Annotated in this window: 22 protein-coding genes and 1 other RNA gene; 9 read left to right on the forward strand and 14 right to left on the reverse strand. The window is 40.0% G+C overall.

The genetic code is table 11. The features are described 5' to 3' along the window. Nucleotides 1–148 precede the first annotated feature (148 nt). A complete protein-coding gene (locus ACZ5B7_RS21385) occupies nucleotides 149–382 on the reverse strand; it encodes a DUF2249 domain-containing protein (protein WP_213145314.1) in 234 nt (77 codons plus the stop codon). 118 nt (nucleotides 383–500) lie between these two features. On the opposite strand from ACZ5B7_RS21385, the gene ACZ5B7_RS21390 reads away from it, so the two are divergent. Continuing rightward, complete coding sequence (locus tag ACZ5B7_RS21390; RefSeq protein WP_213120412.1) at nucleotides 501–650, forward strand: hypothetical protein; 150 nt, start codon at nucleotides 501–503, stop codon at nucleotides 648–650. Between the two features lie 20 nt (nucleotides 651–670). On the opposite strand, the gene ACZ5B7_RS21395 is transcribed toward ACZ5B7_RS21390, so the two are convergent. Then, a complete protein-coding gene (locus ACZ5B7_RS21395) occupies nucleotides 671–3,034 on the reverse strand; it encodes a nitric-oxide reductase large subunit (RefSeq protein ID WP_464490929.1) in 2,364 nt (787 codons plus the stop codon). A 228-nt stretch (nucleotides 3,035–3,262) separates the two neighbouring features. Here ACZ5B7_RS21395 and ACZ5B7_RS21400 point away from each other — a divergent pair, with 228 nt between their 5' ends. The 4 genes from ACZ5B7_RS21400 to ACZ5B7_RS21415 are packed head-to-tail and all read left to right on the forward strand — an operon-like array spanning nucleotide 3,263 to nucleotide 5,302. After that, the gene (locus ACZ5B7_RS21400) at nucleotides 3,263–3,499 is read left to right on the forward strand and encodes a DUF2249 domain-containing protein (protein ID WP_464490930.1); all 237 of its coding nucleotides are present in this window, start codon (nucleotides 3,263–3,265) and stop codon (nucleotides 3,497–3,499) included. 24 nt (nucleotides 3,500–3,523) lie between these two features. Beyond that, on the forward strand, nucleotides 3,524–3,730 hold the full coding sequence (locus tag ACZ5B7_RS21405; protein ID WP_423798914.1) for a DUF2249 domain-containing protein: 207 nt from the start codon (nucleotides 3,524–3,526) through the stop codon (nucleotides 3,728–3,730). 13 nt (nucleotides 3,731–3,743) lie between these two features. Then, a complete protein-coding gene (locus ACZ5B7_RS21410; protein WP_464490931.1) occupies nucleotides 3,744–4,988 on the forward strand; it encodes a hypothetical protein in 1,245 nt (414 codons plus the stop codon). A gap of 14 nt (nucleotides 4,989–5,002) precedes the next feature. After that, nucleotides 5,003–5,302 carry a metal-sulfur cluster assembly factor gene (locus tag ACZ5B7_RS21415; RefSeq protein WP_213120408.1) on the forward strand — a complete coding sequence of 100 codons (300 nt, stop codon included), beginning with the start codon at nucleotides 5,003–5,005 and terminating at the stop codon, nucleotides 5,300–5,302. Between the two features lie 43 nt (nucleotides 5,303–5,345). Here ACZ5B7_RS21415 and ACZ5B7_RS21420 read toward each other — a convergent pair whose 3' ends face one another. From ACZ5B7_RS21420 to ACZ5B7_RS21455, 8 genes are all read right to left on the reverse strand, one after another. Then, nucleotides 5,346–7,271 (reverse strand): ATP-dependent DNA helicase, encoded by a 1,926-nt coding sequence (locus tag ACZ5B7_RS21420; protein WP_464490932.1) that lies wholly within the window; start codon nucleotides 7,269–7,271, stop codon nucleotides 5,346–5,348. Between the two features lie 47 nt (nucleotides 7,272–7,318). Then, complete coding sequence (locus ACZ5B7_RS21425; RefSeq protein WP_464490933.1) at nucleotides 7,319–8,464, reverse strand: THUMP domain-containing class I SAM-dependent RNA methyltransferase; 1,146 nt, start codon at nucleotides 8,462–8,464, stop codon at nucleotides 7,319–7,321. Nucleotides 8,465–8,622: 158 nt separating this feature from the next. Then, an RNA gene (rnpB, locus tag ACZ5B7_RS21430) (RNase P RNA component class B) lies at nucleotides 8,623–9,015 on the reverse strand. Nucleotides 9,016–9,095: 80 nt separating this feature from the next. Continuing rightward, the gene (gene gpsB / locus ACZ5B7_RS21435; protein WP_213120405.1) at nucleotides 9,096–9,398 is read right to left on the reverse strand and encodes a cell division regulator GpsB; all 303 of its coding nucleotides are present in this window, start codon (nucleotides 9,396–9,398) and stop codon (nucleotides 9,096–9,098) included. A 137-nt stretch (nucleotides 9,399–9,535) separates the two neighbouring features. Further along, complete coding sequence (locus ACZ5B7_RS21440; protein WP_464490934.1) at nucleotides 9,536–10,096, reverse strand: SLOG family protein; 561 nt, start codon at nucleotides 10,094–10,096, stop codon at nucleotides 9,536–9,538. Nucleotides 10,097–10,218: 122 nt separating this feature from the next. Then, nucleotides 10,219–10,596: a CotD family spore coat protein gene (locus ACZ5B7_RS21445; protein WP_464490935.1), complete on the reverse strand. Its 378-nt coding sequence runs from the start codon at nucleotides 10,594–10,596 to the stop codon at nucleotides 10,219–10,221. 377 nt (nucleotides 10,597–10,973) lie between these two features. Continuing rightward, complete coding sequence (locus tag ACZ5B7_RS21450; RefSeq protein ID WP_464490936.1) at nucleotides 10,974–12,242, reverse strand: ribonuclease H-like domain-containing protein; 1,269 nt, start codon at nucleotides 12,240–12,242, stop codon at nucleotides 10,974–10,976. 14 nt (nucleotides 12,243–12,256) lie between these two features. Beyond that, a complete protein-coding gene (locus tag ACZ5B7_RS21455; RefSeq protein ID WP_464490937.1) occupies nucleotides 12,257–14,536 on the reverse strand; it encodes a DEAD/DEAH box helicase in 2,280 nt (759 codons plus the stop codon). A 139-nt stretch (nucleotides 14,537–14,675) separates the two neighbouring features. On the opposite strand from ACZ5B7_RS21455, the gene ACZ5B7_RS21460 reads away from it, so the two are divergent. Then, nucleotides 14,676–15,374, forward strand: a complete 699-nt coding sequence (locus ACZ5B7_RS21460; RefSeq protein WP_213145064.1) for a Crp/Fnr family transcriptional regulator — start codon at nucleotides 14,676–14,678, stop codon at nucleotides 15,372–15,374. A 112-nt stretch (nucleotides 15,375–15,486) separates the two neighbouring features. Beyond that, entirely contained in the window at nucleotides 15,487–15,975 is a 489-nt protein-coding gene (locus tag ACZ5B7_RS21465; protein ID WP_464490938.1) for an Hsp20/alpha crystallin family protein, read from the forward strand. A gap of 56 nt (nucleotides 15,976–16,031) precedes the next feature. Here the strand turns inward: ACZ5B7_RS21465 and ACZ5B7_RS21470 are convergent, their stop codons facing one another. Beyond that, nucleotides 16,032–16,583 carry a YppG family protein gene (locus ACZ5B7_RS21470; protein ID WP_464490939.1) on the reverse strand — a complete coding sequence of 184 codons (552 nt, stop codon included), beginning with the start codon at nucleotides 16,581–16,583 and terminating at the stop codon, nucleotides 16,032–16,034. Nucleotides 16,584–16,758: 175 nt separating this feature from the next. Between ACZ5B7_RS21470 and yppF the strand changes: the two genes are divergently transcribed. Further along, complete coding sequence (gene yppF / locus ACZ5B7_RS21475) at nucleotides 16,759–16,971, forward strand: YppF family protein (RefSeq protein ID WP_423798924.1); 213 nt, start codon at nucleotides 16,759–16,761, stop codon at nucleotides 16,969–16,971. Nucleotides 16,972–16,987: 16 nt separating this feature from the next. Here the strand turns inward: yppF and ACZ5B7_RS21480 are convergent, their stop codons facing one another. The 3 genes from ACZ5B7_RS21480 to ACZ5B7_RS21490 form a co-directional block, all read right to left on the reverse strand. Beyond that, complete coding sequence (locus ACZ5B7_RS21480) at nucleotides 16,988–17,359, reverse strand: DUF1798 family protein (protein ID WP_464490940.1); 372 nt, start codon at nucleotides 17,357–17,359, stop codon at nucleotides 16,988–16,990. An 83-nt stretch (nucleotides 17,360–17,442) separates the two neighbouring features. After that, the gene (locus ACZ5B7_RS21485; protein WP_464490941.1) at nucleotides 17,443–17,715 is read right to left on the reverse strand and encodes a hypothetical protein; all 273 of its coding nucleotides are present in this window, start codon (nucleotides 17,713–17,715) and stop codon (nucleotides 17,443–17,445) included. A 343-nt stretch (nucleotides 17,716–18,058) separates the two neighbouring features. After that, nucleotides 18,059–19,036 (reverse strand): DUF2515 domain-containing protein, encoded by a 978-nt coding sequence (locus ACZ5B7_RS21490; protein ID WP_464490942.1) that lies wholly within the window; start codon nucleotides 19,034–19,036, stop codon nucleotides 18,059–18,061. Between the two features lie 189 nt (nucleotides 19,037–19,225). On the opposite strand from ACZ5B7_RS21490, the gene recU reads away from it, so the two are divergent. After that, complete coding sequence (gene recU, locus ACZ5B7_RS21495) at nucleotides 19,226–19,840, forward strand: Holliday junction resolvase RecU (RefSeq protein ID WP_464490943.1); 615 nt, start codon at nucleotides 19,226–19,228, stop codon at nucleotides 19,838–19,840. Nucleotides 19,841–19,844: the final 4 nt, after the last annotated feature.

The following is a 19,844-nucleotide window of genomic DNA, read 5'->3' on the forward strand; positions in this document are numbered from 1 at the left end:
GACAAATGATACGGATAAAAAAACAACAGAAACGAATTTCTGTTGTAAAATAGGTTTATAGGAAAAAAGAGGTTTTAACTGAAAAATAAATAGAAACAAATTTTAGATTGGGTGAAGACAGGTCTAATAAGAGCGCAGCCTCAAAAAATTACTTTTTGTTAACGGCGACCTTCCAAACTTCTGGGCCTTCTTCAAGGTATTCCCAAGAAAATTGCTCTGGTCTTTCCATCATAAATTGGTAAAGCAGCGGTCTTGGATCATGGTCATTGACAATCTGCATGGTTTCACCTGATGCCAATTCATCAAATGCCTTAAAGATGGTTGGATGCTTTTCTCTTGGTGGATAATCTGGTACATTGATAACTTTTGCGTAGGTTTGCATCATTATCACTCCTTTAATTGGGTTAACTTCTCTTTTATTATAGAAAAACTTAGGTTAGGACTTAGTGAGTACCATCACAGTTGAAATATGATTTTGTTCATAAGGGAGGCAAGTCTAAATGAAAGAATTAGTTGGTTTATGTAAATGCTGTGGGAAAGAGATTTATTGTTTGGATGGATTCTTTAATGGAGTGATTACCGAGGATAAACAGTCATATTGCTTCGACTGCTACGAAGAAGTGAAAGAAGAGAAAAATCCGCAAAGCTAAAGCCTTGCGGATTTTTACTATTAATCTTCATCAATGGATAAATCTTTAACCGGAAGCCGTTCTCCCTCTTTATGCGTTGGTTTACGCAGGTTAAATAGGGCCTTAATACAGAAGAGTACCAGGATAACTACACCGATTAAGAAGATGGTGTCAGGTACCGCACGCCAGGTTAAAATGGTTTGCACCAGATCCTTTTGCAGGAAGGAGGAAGCGCGGCTTGCTGCATAGCCGTGATAAAATGCCTCTTTTATTTGCATAAATCCAACTGGAAGCAAGGATAAGAAGACCATTCCTGCAAGACCAATGTTTAACAGAATGCAGCATATCTTAAGCCATTTGTCATTCCAGGCCTCAGGCTTCACAATATTCCTTAACGAATAAAGAAGTACTGCACAGGCAAACATTCCGTAAACACCCATCATCGAAGCATGTCCATGGGTTGGTGTTAAGAATTGTCCATGTTCGAAATAGGCTACAGCTGGCAGATTTATTAAGAAACCAAGTACCCCGGCACCGACAAGGTTCCAAATCGCAACAGAAATCAAGAACCAGAACGTACCTTTGTAAGGGAAGTCGACACCGCCGTCACGCATCATTTTGTACTGCTCATAAGCTTCAAGAATTAACAATGTCAATGGAATAACTTCCAATGCAGAGAAGACTGCACCTAGACCAATCCATACTTCAGCTGAACCATTATAGTAATAATGGTGTCCGATACCGATTACGCCGCTGCCAAGAAGCAGGGTTAATTGGAAATATAATTGTCTTACCGTTGATTTCTTGGTTACGAGACCTAATTGAACTAATAAGAAACCAATAACAACGACTGCAAAAACTTCAAAAATACCTTCTACCCATAGATGGATAATCCACCAGCGCCAATAGTCGGCAAATGTAAAGCTTGTACCTGGGTTGATAAATAAGGCAAAGATATAAAAAGCCGGTACCGCAATCGCAGAGTAGAATAGTAAGTGTATCAATCCACCTTTGTCAGACTCTTTCTTAAGCCCTGCTTTAATACCGCGGAATACGATAAACAGCCAGATTAGCATTCCTACTATTAAGATAAGCTGCCAAACTCGTCCAAGCTCAATATATTCCCAACCAGTATGGCCAAACAAGAACCAGGCATTTCCCAATTTCCCATTGGCACCAAGCCACTCGCCAACCATACTTCCGCCAACAAGAACCACTAATGCCCAGAATAAAATATCAACTAAAAGACCTTGTTTCTTTGGTTCATAACCGCCAACTAACGGGGCAACATAGATTCCCATACCCAGCCATGCGGTGGCAATCCAGAAAATCGCCAGCTGCAAGTGATAGCCTTTGGAAATATAAAATGGAAGAATATCATGGATCCACTTAATTCCAAAAAAGCTGTCTGGCTCGATATAATAGTGGGCTAACAGAGCCCCAAACATACATTGAACAAAGAATAATACCGATACAACCGTAAAATACTTACCTGTTTTCACCTGTGAACTTGTTACAGGCATCGTGCGCAAATCAATACGAGGGAAGTTTCCTTCTTTATATGCTTCCTGCATACCAAATTGATAACGATAGAATAGATATAAGATGATCCCTACCATTAAAATTAGGATTGTAACGCTAGCACCGCTCCACCAAATAGCGGAAAAGGATAGATGGTTACCGGCGTCTTCAAAATATGGCCAGTTATTCGTGTAAGTGATTTTGTCTCCAGGACGAACCGTACTTGAAAGCCAAGCTGTCCAGAAGAAGAAATCAGAGATTTGTTTGATTTGGTCACCTTTGTCAACATAGGCACGGTCTGTTGATGGTATATCAGAATCTTTGATTAGATTAGCTTTTAAACCCCAGCCGTCGCCATTTGTAAAAATATCCTTATAGTAAGCCCTAACTTTTTCAAGGCCATTTACTTGTGCGTCTGTCAGCTTTAATGTATCTTTACTCGCATCATAGCGATTTTTGCGCATTTCTTTAATAACTTGGTTTTTGATAATCTGCTTTTCATCTTCAGTTAATGAAGCAAATTTTATATCATATTGCTGTTCCGCTTTAAAATCCTGCATTCCTTCTGTATAGATTTTTAAAGACTCTGCTGTATAATCCGGACCCATATAGGAACCATGTCCTAAAACGGTACCGTAGTCCATTAAACCATACTTTTGCCAGACAGCTTGTCCGCCCATAATGGATTTTTTCGTTAATATAACTTCACCTTTCGAATTGGTTACTTCCAATGGTCTTGGCGCCTGCTCTTTAAAGATCCAATAGCCGCCGCCAAGCAGAACGGTAAAGCTGATTAAGATGGTAATAATTAAAATGGATTTTAAAAGTGCGTTTTTATTTTCTTTTACCACGCTCTTCGGCTGTGTCCCTCGCTGTATTTCCATTTCCTTCATCCCTTTCTGGTTATCAATCCGAGAAGTATTGTAGTCCTAAAAAAAAGGCAAAATAGTGACTTTTATCACACATATTATTTTTTGTATACTTTTTCACAAATTTGTCACATTGAGAACTATTTTCATTAAAATCCATTGAGCTATGACGCTCATCACATATCTTAGGGGATTACACTGCTACAATGTTATTAAACAAACGATTAAAGAGGTGTTGATTTTATGGGACAAAGAATAATTGAACTAGATGTACGTGAGGATATAAAGAATAAACTCGAACCATTTCAAAAGATTATGGAGGCAGTAAAAGAATTAAATAATGATGGAGATGTGTTCATTCTTCATGCACCGTTTAAGCCGATGCCACTATTTACTGTCTTAAAGGCAAAGGGCTTTACCCATGAAGAAGAAGAATTAGAGAAAAAGCATTGGAAAGTAGTTTTCACAAAGAAAAGCTAAAAGTGATTTGGAGTGTGATTTGTAATGATTTTGGATAATCGCGGCCTCGAACCGCCGCAGCCGATGATGCGAACCTTAGCCGCTTTAGAAGAGTTAGGCGAAGGGAAAGTTTTAACAATAATTAATGATAGAAGACCGATGTTTCTATATGAACAGCTTGAAGAATTAGGATATCAACAAAAAACAGAACAACAACCAGACGGAAGTTTTAAAATAGAAATCTTCCGCTAGGAAGGTGAGTCATATGCTTCCTCAGAATTTAGGAACTGAAACAAATATTAAACTACCTTTTTCATTTATACTTTTTAGTTTAATTGCCCTTATCGCCTCACAGATTCTGCTGTTGGCAAATGGGCATATGATGACGGATGGAACTTTTCGCATACCTGCCATTTGGTCAGCAGCCCACCTCTTAATCCTGGGCTGGGCCTTAATGGTGGCGATGGGTGCAATGTACCAGCTTGTTCCGGTTGCGTTTTTGACGAAAATTTGGAATGAGAAATTTGGATTTGTCCAATTTTTCATCACCGCAGCAGGGGTTGCCTCTTTTTCGGCCATGCTCTATTTAGCACCGCAAACTGCCGTCATTCCTGGTGTCATTACGCTTATCGGAATCTTCATGTTCTTATTCCAGATGCTAATGACGCTAAGAACACAGGCAAACCCTAATATTCTTACTGCTTTTGTAGGAACGGCTTTAATTTGCTTATTTATGACGATATTCTTGGGAATAACGATGATTTACAGTATGAAAACGGGATTTCTTGGCGAACATTACCAAGCTATCTTTAAAAGCCATCTATTATTGGGGTTATCCGGTTGGTTTACACTATTAATCTTTGGCTTTTCTTATAAGATGGTGCCGATGTTTTCCTTGGCTCACGGTTTTCCGATGATGCAGGCACGATATGTGTACGGAATCTATGTTTCCGGGCTTGTCTTGACAATCATTTCTTTCTTTAGCAATAGCAGTATTTTATTGAAATTTGGATTCTTCCTCTTGTTTGCCGGCTTCTCTATTTTCAGCTGGCACATCAGTATCATTGTTAAAAAGAAATTAAAGAAAAAGCTAGACAAACCATTTTCATTCGCCCTTTCGGCGATTGGCTTTGGGAATGTGATTCATGCTGCAGCCTTTATGATTTTGTTCAGCAGCAAGTTTGCCAGTCTTATCGGGCCGCTTCTATATTGCTATATACTGTTGTGGATTGTCTTAAGTATTGTCGGATATTTATATAAAATTGTTCCATTCCTGTGGTGGACCTATAAATACAGCAAAGAAATAGGAAAGGCTAAAGTTCCTTCGTTAAAGGAAATGATGAATGAAAAATTGATTGTGCCGGTCTTATCAGTATTCATCGGTTCCGTACTAGTTGTCTTTTTGGCACTTTTATTAAAAACAACTATTCTCTTTAATTTGGGCCAGTTTGTCCTGTCTGTAGCGATGCTAACTATTGCAAGCAGCATTTTCAGTGTTCTAAAAAAATAATGAGGTGAGTTACCATGAATCTCGAGGAGAAAATTTTTGAAGAATTAAAAAGCGTTTATGACCCGGAGTTAGGCATCAATGTTGTAGATTTAGGGTTAATTTATAGTGTAGGGATTACAGAAGAAAATGATGTTTCGATTACGATGACACTGACCACTCCTGGCTGTCCGCTTCACAATAGTATCACAAGCGGAGTTCGTTATTGTGTCGAAGGAATCGAGGAAGTAAACAAGGTTGACGTTAACCTTGTTTGGCAGCCGGCCTGGTCACCGGATAAAATGACCGAAGACGGCCGCCGCGCCCTTGGCAGATAGCAAAAAAAGGCTGACAGTTCATTGTCAGCCTCTTTTTTATTTCTTACCCTTCAATTACTTTAGTCGGCAATACTTCTTTTATCTTTTGCAGTACATCTTGTTCTAGAGATTCTTCCAACAGGATGTGGACAGTGCCTTGATCCTGTTCACTTCTTATCAGCCGGCCCACACCTTGCCGTAATCTAAGCAACATGTAAGGAAGGTCCACCTCATTAAATGGGTCAGCCATTCCTTCCTTTTTGGCCGAAAAAACGGGGTCATTCGGCGGGAAAGGCAGTGAAAAAATCAGGACATTTTCCAGTGAGCGGCCGGGGATGTCAAGACCCTCCCATAGGTGGATGGAGCAAAGCACCGAATTTTCCTCATTTTGAAACTTGGAGACTAGTGTGCTAATCTCCTCATCACCTTCATAGTAGATTGGAAACTTCTGCTCTTCTTTTAGCCGTTCCTTTAAATTCCTCATTTCATCACGATTATTTAAAAGAATAAGAGCCCGCCCTTCTGTCAAACTGACTTTCTCAATCACATAATCGAGTTTTTTATTGATCGCATCTTGTTTAAAAGATGGCAGGAATACCTTCATTTTCTCGTCATAATCAAATGGGGAAGCAACCGAACAGGAAAGGTAATCATCAATCCCTAAACTGGACGCGATATAATCAAAAGATTTCTGATTGGACATGGTGGCGGATGAGAAGATATAAGGCTTTTTCTGTGAAAATACCTCTTCCCGTAAAACCTCCTCCACCATTTTCGGCATAATGACAAGGGTACGCTCACCACTGCTTTCTTCCAGCCAAGTAATTCCATTTAGCTCTTGAAGGAAGAGTGATAAGGAATATGTGATTTGCTCCAAGTATTCCTCAACAATTTTTAAATCATATTCGTTGATAACAAACATTTCACTTTCAAAGACAAGTTCCTCTTCCAATGACTGTAATATCGAAAGAAGTTTACGGCAATTTTTCATGACCAAAGGGTGCCTATGAATGATCTCTTTATCCGATCCCATTGCGGGTTGTGAAAACTGTGCAAGGCAATCGAAGAATTCATCATTATCGACAAGCGCTTGTTCTATCGTATAAAGTGTTTTTTCGCGGACATCATTTTCCATTAGTCTGGTTAAGAGTGTATCAAGCGTGTAATCTGTAAACCGGTAGCTTAGCGCCTTCTGTGCCGCATATTCAAGCAAATGCCCTTCATCAAATACCACTGATGAATGTTCCGGCAATAGCGGCAGCTGGCCTTCCCGTTTCCTGGCCTCTTTTGTCCAAACATGCTCCATATAAAAATCATGGGAACAAATAATTATATCCTTTGCATGCCGATAGAATTCCCGGTGTAAGGTGAGACCACAGCGATGGCGCTTTTCACATGAGAAACAGTCCTGGAGCTTGTCCCAGCTGACAGTTTGCCATACTTCATCGGAAAGTGCTGGATAGTCTCTTCTGTCGCCGTACTTTTCAAATTGCAGCATGGAACCTTCCATATGAACAAATTCAGGAAGATTCTCATAAATATCAAGAACGTCATCCGAAAAATGACTATTTCTGCCATTCTCGAGCTTTCTTAAGCATAAGTATTGATCTTGGGATTTGGCCAAGCGGACATCTATATTCAAGTTGAGAGCCTGCTCAAGCTTGGCAATATCTCCTTCCTTCTTCACCAGCTGCTCGATTAAAGTTTCATCAGCACAGGCAATCACAGCCGGCCGGTTTGTATAACGGGCATACATAATGGCATAGAGCAAATAAACGATTGTTTTGCCTGTCCCTACTCCGGCTTCAGCAAACATGACCTTTTTCTCTTTAAATGCTTTTTCAAGCTGAAAGGCCATATAGATTTGTTCATCGCGGATTTCAAACCCGGATTCCGGCAAAATGTCATAGAAGACGTCACCAATCCATTCGCCTAACTTATCATAAAATGTTTCTGTTTTCGAAACTGTAAATGGCATGCGGCTTTGCATCCTATCCCTCCAAAAAGAAAAGCTTCAAAAGACGCTAAAATTATTCCTCAATTATTGTCATTTTGCCTTGGCGGCCTTTTTCCCCAGTATTGGTAATAATCTGTTTTGATAAATCCGTTGAACAGCTTTCGTTTCTTTGTGGCCGGCTTGCCGTATAGTTGTTCGAAATCCTCGTTTGAGGTCAAGATGTAAATCGACCAAGTGTCAAGCGGGCTAAAGGCTTGACCCATTTCCCGATACATTTGCTCCACTTCAGCCTTTTCTCCCAATCTTTCTCCATATGGCGGATTGCCGATAATCACACCGTATTCCTTTTTCGTTGAAATATCTTTTACCTGCATTTGTTTAAACTGAATCAGGTCGCCAAAACCTGCTTCGAAGGCGTTTTCCTGTGCCATTTTGACCATCCGATGATCAATATCCGATCCGCTTATATCAAGCGGTGTATCGTATTTTGCCAGGTCCTCTGCCTCTGTCCTAACTTCATCCCAAACCCTGGAAGGCATCCAGTTCCAGCTCTCGGAAACAAAATCCCGATTAAAACCAGGTGCGATATTTTGGCCAATCAGGGCCGCCTCAATCGGAATCGTTCCCGACCCGCAAAAAGGATCGATAAACGGACGGTCTGGCCGCCAATTGGTCAGCATGATGAGCGCAGCTGCCATTGTTTCCTTTAACGGGGCTGCCCCTTGGTCAGCGCGGTAGCCCCGTTTATGAAGGCCGGTGCCGCTCGAATCAATCGTAATAGTGGCCGTATCCTTTAACAATGCGACTTCGATTCGGTATAAAGCACCATTCTCATCAAACCATGTTTTTTTATACTTCTGTTTCAATCGTTCCACAATGGCCTTTTTTACGATGGCCTGACAATCAGATATACTAAATAGCTTCGATTTCACAGATTTTCCAAGCACCGGAAATTCAGCATCCTCCGGTAAAAACTGTTCCCAGGGAAGCGCCTTTGTTTTTTCAAATAATTCATCGAAAGTATACGCTTTGAATTCGCCGACTATAATCTTAATCCTGTCTGCTGTGCGGAGCCATAAATTGCTCCTGGCGATGGCATATTCATCCCCGCTGAAGATTACCTTTCCATTATCCACCTGACAGTCGTAGCCAAGCGCCCGGACCTCCTGAGCGACAAGCGCCTCCAAACCCATGGCTGCGGTTGCTATAATTTGATATTTTCCCATTCTTTCACCCTTAATCGTTTATGTATCAAATAATTGTAAAGTTTGATTTCCCAATATCATTATGGTCTAAAAACAAGCTCCGGATTCAGTTAACAAATAAAAAGCCCTCCCGTTTAAGGAGAGCTGTTCATTTCCATCAAAACTATCCATTAATAACGTTCTATAAGCCATGTTCTGTGCCTCCGTACTGCAAACGACTTACAAGTCTCGTACTGAGGCGGTAATCATCTATCTACAGATTCACGTGGAACCTGTCCTTCTCCTCGTTGATTTCCGATAGAGAAAGTGCCCCTACCATAATTTGGGTTTCTCGCTCGTGGGGTTTACCCGTTCCACCCTCCTCATTTCTAAGGAGGTAATCGTCACTGTGGCACTTTTAAAGGTACTCCTACCATATCCAAAGGACTTAGGTATTTTCCCAGCCGTCAACCGAATGAGCTACCCGGCTGCCCTAGCTTATGAATTCGCTAGGCACGAACACTACGAGCATCTCAGCTCGTGCGAGCATGGACTTTCCTCTGCAAGAAAACTTGCAGCGATTACCCGAACGTCATTAACGTTACATTGTCTATTATATGTATATCGTTCAGCATTATCAATGGTTATTCAAAGGAAATGAGGGTATTATTTGTTATTCGTAAAGCTTGCTGCCGAATACATGCTTTTCAAGATTAGACAGACGCTTTAAAATATCAAAATTGGTTGTCCCAGCAGGCTGTGCAGCAGGTTGCCTTTTTGCTGTATCTTCCAGCTGTTTGCGAAGCCTTAGATTTTCTTGCTGAAGATCTTCTATTTCCTGATGGAAAGTACCATAATCTTTAATAATCAAATCCAAAAACTTATCAACATCTTCTTGTCTATAACCACGTACGCCAGTTTTGAACTCTTTTTCTAAAATATCCTTTGCAGTTAGTTTCACTTTATCTGACAGCATTCCAATCACCTCAAGTTTAGCCAATCATTACCTATTATTTTTTCAAATATAAGCGGTTTTGTCAATTTTCAATTACAGTAAAGTAATTCAGCAGACATTATATTCTATTTAGTATATTCTAAAATATTCGAGCAGGATTAAAAATCAGACTGTTTAAGCTGTTCTTCTTCGACAATCATCTGCAAATCATAAAAGGAAATCAGCTCAATCGAATAGGGATGATTTTTTTGATAATCGACAGCTAGTTCGTACAAATATTTTGGGCTTCCTTCTTTTTCCTGATCAAACAAGAGCAGAAGGCCATCACTCTTTTCAATAAAAAATTGATTTTTCAATCGGAATTGCCACGGTTTTTCATAGCCCTTTTTCGTAACTGAATCAATAAAGTCGGCTTGCATGAGAACAGATTCGTACCATTCCTTATTGTTTTCATTCCAAGATGATTCTTGATTTAAAAAAGGAGTGATAACGGCTAGCTTCAAATCAGGAAATTCCCCCTGCAGGTCAAAAACAGTTTCAGCTGCCCAAAGCTCCACTCCTAACTGTCCGCTGATCAGTACCCATTCCAGTCCATCTTCAAGCATGGGTACCAGTGATTTTTTGATAGCCGCTTTTATAAAATTTGCCGATGGATGATCTTTTTTAAAAATCCCTAATTCAAATGGTTTATATCCGGAAATGGCTAATACCTTAAGCAAAAACATTCTCCTCAAATGAAAATTTTTTTAAAAAGGGACAAACATTTTATTACCATTAGCATATTATAAAGTAACAAAATAAAAAACAAGGGCTTAAAGCCCTTGTAAGATTAGTCAAACTTTTAAGGTCTAGGTCCCATATAAGGTCCGGGTCCGGGTCCAAATCCAGGTCCAGGTCCAAATCCAGGTCCAGGTGCGCCAAAGCCAGGGCCTGCCATACCATAACCAGGCATATTTGGCATCGCATTTGGCAATGCGTTTGAAGCAGGCATTACTGCTTGCGGTGCACATGGATTACAGCAGTTAATATGCTGGTTACATACCTCTTCAGCACATGAAGCCGACTGCGGGCAATAATGTTTATGCTCAAACATATGGTGATTCACGGTAGTAGTGTGAACCGGATGAATATGAGGCACCACCGTTGTAGAGAAAGTATGATTCACAATGTTTGTCGTCGGATGAACCACCGGCGGGGCAAAATTAGTTCCAAGAAACATGTTATGCTCTCCCTTCTTTTCTTTATTCTGTTTACATTAACAGCCTATGAAAAAAGGGATACTCTTGTACTAATGAAAACACCTATTTTTTATAATAATATGGCATCCTTGGGTGTATATCCTTATAACATAGTATAAAAGCTATCTTTCAAGCTTGTAAAAACAACAGCAGTTAAACAAACAACAACAAAAAATAAAAACAAAATTGCCTTATACATCCTACCCACTCCATAAAGTTTTTGCGCCTTTTTTACACAGCACACAATTTATAATTTTACCTATTAAGACGACAGTAAACAATATGGAATTTCAAATTTTTCAGCATTAAATTGTGAACTTTTTGTTACATATTTTTAATAACCGTTAATTAAAGAAATTTAACGTGGGCTTTTAGTGATTTTTCGATTCAAACGCTCTTTTCGGGCTTGTAACTGGTCCATTGAAGCATCACCTGAAAGATTGTGCAAACTAGGGGTTCGCTCACTTATGATGATAGCTTGGCTACAGTATTGAAGAGCTAATTCTAAATCCTTTAATCTATGCTCATAGATTTTAGCCAATTCTACACATGCATCAAGAGCAAGACGCCCCTCCCCAGATTGGACAACCTCGGCAAACAAATTTCTTGCTTTGTCCCATTCCCGGTCTTTTTTATACTGAAACGCAAGAGCAAGCTTTGCTTGGCAAGCTGTAACATCCTGCCCGTCTGTGAGTTTACCGAGGACTTTTTCTGCTTCATCCTTTTCACCGATAGCCGCAAACCAGCGGCCTACTTCAAAGGTTTCCTTTCTGGTGGAGTCGTGGTCTAATCCGCATAATTGAAAGGTCAGATGTGTATACAAAGTGACAAGCGACAATATATCAATTTCATTATGCTTGAGTATGCCAATCATGCCATCGGGCTTTTTGTTTTCAACGAAATCAAAATAAATCATCGGAGCTAAAAATCCCGGAATATCGTCAACCCTTTCTACCCCGAGAACCTCTTTTTCCACTACTGCTAATTTCAACCGTTCTAATTTGTGCTTCCAGAGTCTTTTGGCAGCGTGAAACAAGTCGAAATGACCAAAAGACGGAAGCATTGGAACATGCTCTCTTACAAGCGTATGTCTCGTTTTGACCTGCGGCCAGTCAAAGGCTTTCCCATTATAAGTGACAAGTGTCCGATAATTAATCTTTTCCAGAAAGCTTTGGTATAGCGGGACCTCGGCACCGGGATTTGGAAGGATATGCTGTCTTAAAATCAACTCTTCTCCCTCAATGCTGGCATACCCCAATAAGAAAATGGTATTGCCCGTCCCGCCGCCTAGCCCCGTCGTTTCTGTATCGAAAAAAAATAATTCTTCCGCCTGAAATCCTTTAGCAGATAATGGATGAGCGGCTGATTGCTGGTTCCAGGTTTTCATTGCCGTCAGAAAATCACGAAATCGATAATGGCCGTGCCGTTGGTCAAGCGGATATTTTACCTCTCTTATTAAACAGAAGTTTTCGTCTAAATAATAAGGAGAAACATGTTCTTGCTCCCATTGCTCTTTGTAAGGTATCTCAACGGACGTTTCTACTGGAAAGGGAACAGCCTTTTTTTCTGAAGAATTCCCCGTCGACAAGTGGGGCTTTAAGCGATTCAATTTATTTTTTAAAGACATCCTCGCACTCCCCCTTACCGCGATGATGATTCTAAGAAGGCATCAAGAATCATTAATGAATCATGTTTGGCGGCATCTCCAACTGCATCCGTGCCAATGCATGATGGACACCCTGATTTACATTGGCAGCGTTCAATCATTTTTTTGCTTTCGAGCAAAACCTCTGCCATCCCTGAATATATTTTTTCACTTAAGCCAATTCCGCCAGGATAGCGGTCATAAAAAAAGATGGTTGGCTTTTCATTATGGTCGGCCTTAACCTGCGGAATGACATGAATATCCTGCGGGTCGGCCATGACAAACAATGGGGCTATTGACCTTAAAGCATGGGCCGCCCCAACAAGTCCTTGCTCCAGCCGAACAGCCCCCAATTCTGAGAGCGCCCTATTAAGTGAAATCCACGCGGCATTCGTATGAAGTTCTTCTTCCGGTAGGTGGATCGGACCGGAACCGATATTCTCATGAGTTTCGAATTTAATTTTTTTAAAAATGGTCGCCATAGCCCTGACGCTGACATCCCCATAACCCATTTCCGCTTCATTGACCGGATGCAGTTTATCAACCTCAAGTACTTTTAATTGAACCGCTAAATTGGCATCTGTAAAATAATCAACATCCACCTCACGGACAAATGCCTTTTTTTCGTCCCAATCCAGTTTTTCCACTTGAAATTGAGTGCCTTGGTGCAAATAAATGGCCTCATCGTGAAGCAGTGTCATTGCCGAAAAACGGTCCATTTCCCCGATGACCTTTACACTAGCAATATCAGTTTGGTCGACAATGATGACATTTTCTTGTGAAGCTGACCGCAGGCTGATATTGTGGGCCGGGAAAGAGTCGTTCATCCAGTACCATTTATCGCCGTTCCGATATAGAACTCGCTCTTCAGTTAAGTATTCCAAAAGCTCCTCAGTTCCCACGTTACCGAACTTTTCGTCAGCCTTAAATGGAAGCTCGTAGGCGGCACATTTCATATGGTCAATCAATATGATTAGGTTGTCCGGATTAATCCGTGCTGTTTCCGGGCTTTTATTGAAGAAATAATCAGGATTTTGGATGATATATTGATCCAACGGACTCGAGCTTGCCACCATGATGACAAGAGCCTCTCCATGCCGTCTCCCTGCTCTTCCGGCCTGCTGCCAGGCACTAGAGATGGTTCCGGGATAACCTGTCATAATACAAACCTGAAGTTGTCCAATATCGACACCAAGTTCAAGAGCATTCGTACTGACAACACCGTATATTTCCCCGGAGCGCAAGCCTTTTTCTATTTTCCGTCGCTCTGTGGGGAGATAACCGCCGCGATACCCCATAATCGATTTGCTGCCCAATTCGTGTTTCACCAGTTCCTGGAGATACGTTAAGATAATTTCAACTCTTACCCTGCTTCTGGCGAAAACAATCGTTTGGATTTTGTTTTTTAACAGTTCCCCGGCAATTTTCCGAACCTCAAGAGTCGCACTTCTTCTAATGTTTAATGGTTTGTTAACAATTGGCGGATTATAAAAAACAAAATGCTTTGTTCCGCTTGGTGCCCCGTTGTTGTCAATCAGCGCCATGTTTTCCTCAGTAAGGTTTTCCGCCAGTTCGAGAGGATTTGCGATCGTCGCAGATGTACAAATAAATACAGGATTGCTTCCATAGTAATGGCAAATCCGTTTTAGCCTCCTAATCACATTTGCCACATGACTGCCAAAAACGCCGCGATACGTATGAAGCTCATCAATCACGACAAATTTGAGATTTTCGAACAAAGACACCCATTTTGTATGGTGGGGAAGGATGCCCGAATGCAGCATATCAGGATTGGTGATGACAACATGGCCTGCTTTTCTGACCCGCTGGCGGATATTTGCCGGCGTATCTCCATCATACGTATAGCTGTTAATATCCATGGAGGCCGCTTGGATAATTTCGTTTATTTCACTTTTTTGATCCTGGGCGAGTGCCTTTGTCGGAAACATATACAGCGCTCGTGTGCTCGGGTCATTTAATATAGATTGAAGAACTGGCAGATTGTAGCAAAGTGTTTTTCCTGATGCCGTTGGTGTAACTGCCACAATACTTCTTCCTGCCATCGTCGCTTCGTATGCTGATCTCTGATGGGTATAAAGCTCGTCTATCCCTTTTTGATTAAGCGCTTCATGCAATAGCGGATGTAAATCCCTAGGAAATGTTACCGTTTGGGCTTCTTTCTTAGGGAGTGTATGCCACGCAGCGATATTATCTTTAAAATCCTCATTTACTTTAATATCTGAAAGGATGGCCTGCAAATCTTTTTTCAACTTCATCTAGCTCACCTCATTACTTCTATTTTAGCGAATGAACGTTCGGAGAAAAAGAGGAAATTTATATTTTACAAATACCTTTTTTTTATTCGGCCAAATTTTGTTACAATAGAATATATCGAACGAAACTGAAGGTGATGTAATGAAAATCGATGAAATTAAAAGGGTGCTTTCCGAATTTACTCTCTTTCGCTCTTTAAACGACACGGAATTATCCAAAGTTACCGACATTGCGATTGCAAGAGAATGGAAGAAAAATAGCCATGTTTTTCATCAAGGGGATCCGCTTGAAAATGTTTATTTCATTTTTGATGGAAAGCTTAAAATTTATAAAAGCGATGTAAACGGGAAAGAACAAATCGTGGCCATTATGAAAAAAGGGGAAATGTTTCCCCATGTCGGCTTTTTCCGAAAAGGAGACTATCCAGCCTACGCTGAGGTCCTAGAGCCTTCAACCCTGATTGCCGTGCCGATTTCCAAGTTTGAAAATGTTTTGATCGAAAATCCGGAGCTATGCATTAAGGTATTTAAAGTACTAGGTGAAAAGATCGTCGACCTGCAAAACCGGCTGGAAGAGCAAATTCTCAATAATACCTATGAACAGATTGTCAAGCTGCTAATCCGCCTCGCCCAAAAGCACGGTAAAGAACAAGAGGATGGTACTATATTGTTAAAATCGGAATTTACCAATAAAGACCTAGCCAACATGATTGGAACAACACGCGAAACCATCAGCAGAACATTGACAAAAATGAAAAAAGACGAATTAATCGAAGTCGATGAAGAGGGCGACATGATCCTCGATATCGAAATCCTTATGGAAGAAATTCATTTAATCTAAATGGAAACTGCCACCGCAAGCTTATGCGGTGGTTTTTTTTGTATAATGGGCACCGGGTCGGGACTAAACGCATATGATATCGTGTGAAAAATTGGAAAGAGAGGGTTTTAAGATGTCTTCTAATCTTCCGAATGATAAAAATCATGAGAAAAAGCCTGTTTCCGAACCGTTTAGTCATTTGATGAAATCCATGAATGATTTTTTCATGGAGAAACCTATTAGAGGATTCTTGCAGTCCATCGATGATTTTTTCAAAACACCTTTTCCGTTTGATAGCAGCGGAGGCTTTCACGTAGAGACTGTTGAAAGAGAAAATGAATATATAGTGTCTGCCGAACTCCCCGGTGTCAAAAGAGACCAAATCCATCTTAATATCACCGGAAACTACTTAACCATATCTGTTGAGAATAAAGAATTAGAAACCTCAGAGGATGAGCGAAATCAAATTTATCAGCGCCGTTTTGTCAGACAGCAAACCGCAAGAACCATCTCCCTGCCTCATATGATTAATGACAGAAAAATTAATGCCTCCTACCGGGACGGATTACTACAAATCCGCATTCCCCGCGAAAAAGGAAAAATTATTGAAATTGACGAGTAAGAATAATCATTTTCCATATTATATAAAAAAGACGGCAACGCTTGCCGTCTTTTTTATTACGCTTTAAAAATGCCGCTAAAGTTTTTTACTAAGGAAGAAACCTGCGTAACCGCATTCACCATCTGGCCCGCTGTATTCATCATTTTATTAAAATCAACTGAGCCATCCTGCGATTTAAAGGAATTCATTAAGGACTGCATACCACTTGGCTGTTTCGGAATAAAGCTTTGTTTAGGATATGGGTTCATAACCGGATATCCATTCATTGGCGCATATGGAGCCGGATACATATCCTCCTTTGGCTGCAGGGGATTCTGAAATAGGAATTGTGAATCCTTTTGCGGATACTGGGAGTTTTGATAGTTCATATTCTGTGCGTTAAACCCAAGCTGATAAGCCGGCCCCATTGGCTGGAACGTACTTGGATGATAGCCTCCCTGCGACTGGAAAGTGTTCCAGGTCTGATTCTGAACAGGTGGCTGATATGGAAAAGCTTGATTTCGCATTATTAAATGCCGGTTCCATTGTCGGCCAACTGGACCATATTGCATCATTTGTCCCGAATATCCATTATGAAAGAAGGTATTTGGTCTCATTTTTCCAAACACGGGCAAACATCTCCTCCGTATTTATCTCTGCTTCACATTATGAAAAAAAAGCCTAATTGGTGATTCAAGGAAATGTCAAAATTTCAAAGATTTTGTCTAAAGTTTAAATTTTTGAAAAAATAATAATCTCTTAATTTCATGTTACGATAGTAAAAATGATGAAGGAGGAGTAGAAATGGACATACGCGAATTAAAAGTGAGATTTAGTCAAAACCGTGATTACACCACTGATGATGTTAATGCACTAATGGATTTTGTTAAAAAGGCCTATATCTTCAATGAAATTAGCATTAAAGAATATCGCAATCTTGTCCGTGAACTTGAAAATCAAGGTGCGGTGCCCCCAGAGGCAGCGCAGGAAAACTCCCTCATCCAACATAATAGTTAGTCAAAAAAAGAGATGCTCATGCATCTCTTTTCTCTTTATTAACTTCTTTTAAAACTTCCGTCAGAAAAAATTCGACTGTCCGCTGGGCATTTAGAAATCTTGATTTGCTTGTTTTCGGAAAGAAAGCCTGGATGGAGAGCTGTTCAATATGTTCTGAAACAGATTCGACTTGCTGAATGCGGATATGTTTTAATGGAAAGTTTATAAGCCATTTTTTCATCTCCTCTTTCCACTCTGCGTTTATTGAGTTAACCTTATTGGCAAATGGCTTTATCACCTTATCAAAATTTTGTTCACTCCCCGTTTCTCTTGCTTCCTGAAAATGCCTCAAAAATTCTTCATTGAATGATAATAACTCCTTTGTTAAATGCTCTATTTCCTTTTCCAAGAATGCTCACTCCCTTCCCGCCAAATAAAAAAGCAGCACTATTTTAAATGCCACTTTCAGATTTAAAACTATGATACCGAATATTAAAAACCCATTTCAAGCTTTAATGATTTTGCGGAATGGTGGGAAAGCGGATTTTGTACCATCTCTCCATTCAAAAACAATTGGTCTGTAACTCTTTCCAATTTTGTAATTTTTTTAGCCGAATCAAGCAGTCTATCTTGTTCCCTTTGATCAAGCTCAATGCGAAGTTCAGAAAAGGATGCTTTTAGTGCCTCATCTAATTCTTCCAATTGGTCATATATCCCCGCCAGCTTAGACAGGAGCCTATCCTTATCACTAAATGAACTATTCATTTTCTAAAACCTCCCCCACGTTTTTTCCTAAAGTTAATATTCTCTTTCCAATCTATGGTTCCTTCACCCTTGACAAAACTAGAAGCATTTCGGCAAAGAAAGTGCCATTCTGGCATATTCTCTATTTTCATTCGACAGAATCTAGAATCGTATGAAAACCAAAATTCAGCACATGATATTAGTGGAGGTGTTTATTTTGTCTAACAACAATAAACAAAACAAAAGCCAACCGCGGCAATCTGATACAGAAAAAAGAACAGGTTACGGCGATAAAAAGTTAGAAGGACCAAACCGACCGGCTGAGTAAGAAAAAAGCAAGGAGTACACCCTCCTTGCTTTTTTCTTACTTCCATTTTTTTAAATCCAGTGCCTTTTTCAAGGAAACAAGCAGCTGCAGCTGATGGGATTTAGCCACGTACCAATCGGTTAGGTGAATCGGGTGGCGATGATGGACTGGAAAATGCAGCCACGAGGAAGAAACCTTTCGAACTTTACTCCAATCCTGATCATCCTGCCGATGGTGCTTGATTACCGGGTAGGTCATTCTTAAGATAGGAGTAGTTCCTTCCGTTTTCATTTTGAAATACTGTTCATAATCATTTCTTGAGCCTGTATGTGTTGTTTTTTCAGCAAACTCAAAAAAATGAGGAAATAACCTCGGCTGAAAAAGAATGCTCGCCAGCCTTTTTCCAAGATTAATCCTTTTGGAAAGAGACCTAAAGCCATTCACACTTGCGCCATATACCTCCCCGCCGCAGGTTGGGAACAACACGCAGCTAAAATGCAGCCAATCTTGAAAATTGAATATAAGTGATTGAAATACCTTTTTCTTATAAACAGGGTGTTTAATGACCGGTTTCTGAATCACATTTTGTTCATTAATGATTAGGGCGGTCGTGAGCCTTTTACTATCTTTATCCCTCCAAAAGCGGTGCCACTCATTTTGAATAAAGGATGAAACATGAAAATAGGGAAGTAAATGAAACAGAGGCCGACCTAATTTCGTCGAATATTGATAGACCAATAATTGCGGGAAAACATCATGAAAGATTAGCCAATTTGCCCTTTCATATGTAAAAAAAAGCTGTTTTCTGACCTGGGGGGCAAGCAGCTGCCGAAACATAGATCCTTCAAGATCGCACATATTCCAGCCGCCATTTCGGGATACCATGCTTGCCAGAAAAGACCATTGAATATCCGAATTTTCTTTAAAGTAGGAAAAATATGCATTAGTCCTTGAAATATTATCGATATTCTTTTTGCTTGTTTCGGTTTCAATTTGACGAATGATATTTTGTTCGTGTATTGTAAGGAGACTCATATTTTGTGCATCTTTCCTTCAGTTTTTAATAGATTATTAGCGCATGCTAATCCCTTAAGAAGAATGAATCATTTATTTTTATAACAAAAACGGTACAATTAATATTAGCGTTTACCTGAAGGGCTATTTTATTCACCCACTTTTTTCTAAGATTTGATATGATAGTGAGTGTCTTAAGAGGTGAAGAAAATGAGCTTTAATTATCCAAATGGAAAAAAGTATGTTCGCTTGAATCAAGCGAAAAAAGCACCGGTAAAAATCAAAAAAAATGATGGATATGGCAATCGGGGAATGACACTTGAAGAGGACTTAAATGAGAGTAATGAATATTACCGTTCCAGGAAGATGGCCGTTATCCATAAGAAACCGACACCAATTCAGATCGTCCAAGTGGATTACCCAAAGCGAAGTGCTGCAGTAATTAAAGAAGCCTATTTTAAACTTGCCTCCACCACTGATTATAATGGCGTTTATAAAGGGAAATATATCGATTTTGAAGCAAAGGAAACAGAAAATCCAACTTCATTTCCGTTGAAAAATTTCCATCAGCACCAAATTACCCATATGGAAGAAGTGATGAATCAGGGTGGGATTTGCTTTGTTATCATCCGTTTTTCGCGATTTGATGAGGTATATTTGCTAGAGGCAAGGCATATGTTAGGTTTTTGGGACAGAATGATGAGTGGAGGAAGAAAATCGATTACAAGGGAAGAAATTATACACAACGGTTATCTCATACCGCTTGGATTTCATCCAAGAATTGATTATATTAAAATATTAGATAATCTTTTACCTCTTTATTAAAAAC

The sequence above is a fragment of the Neobacillus sp. S1115 genome, from assembly GCF_055385565.1.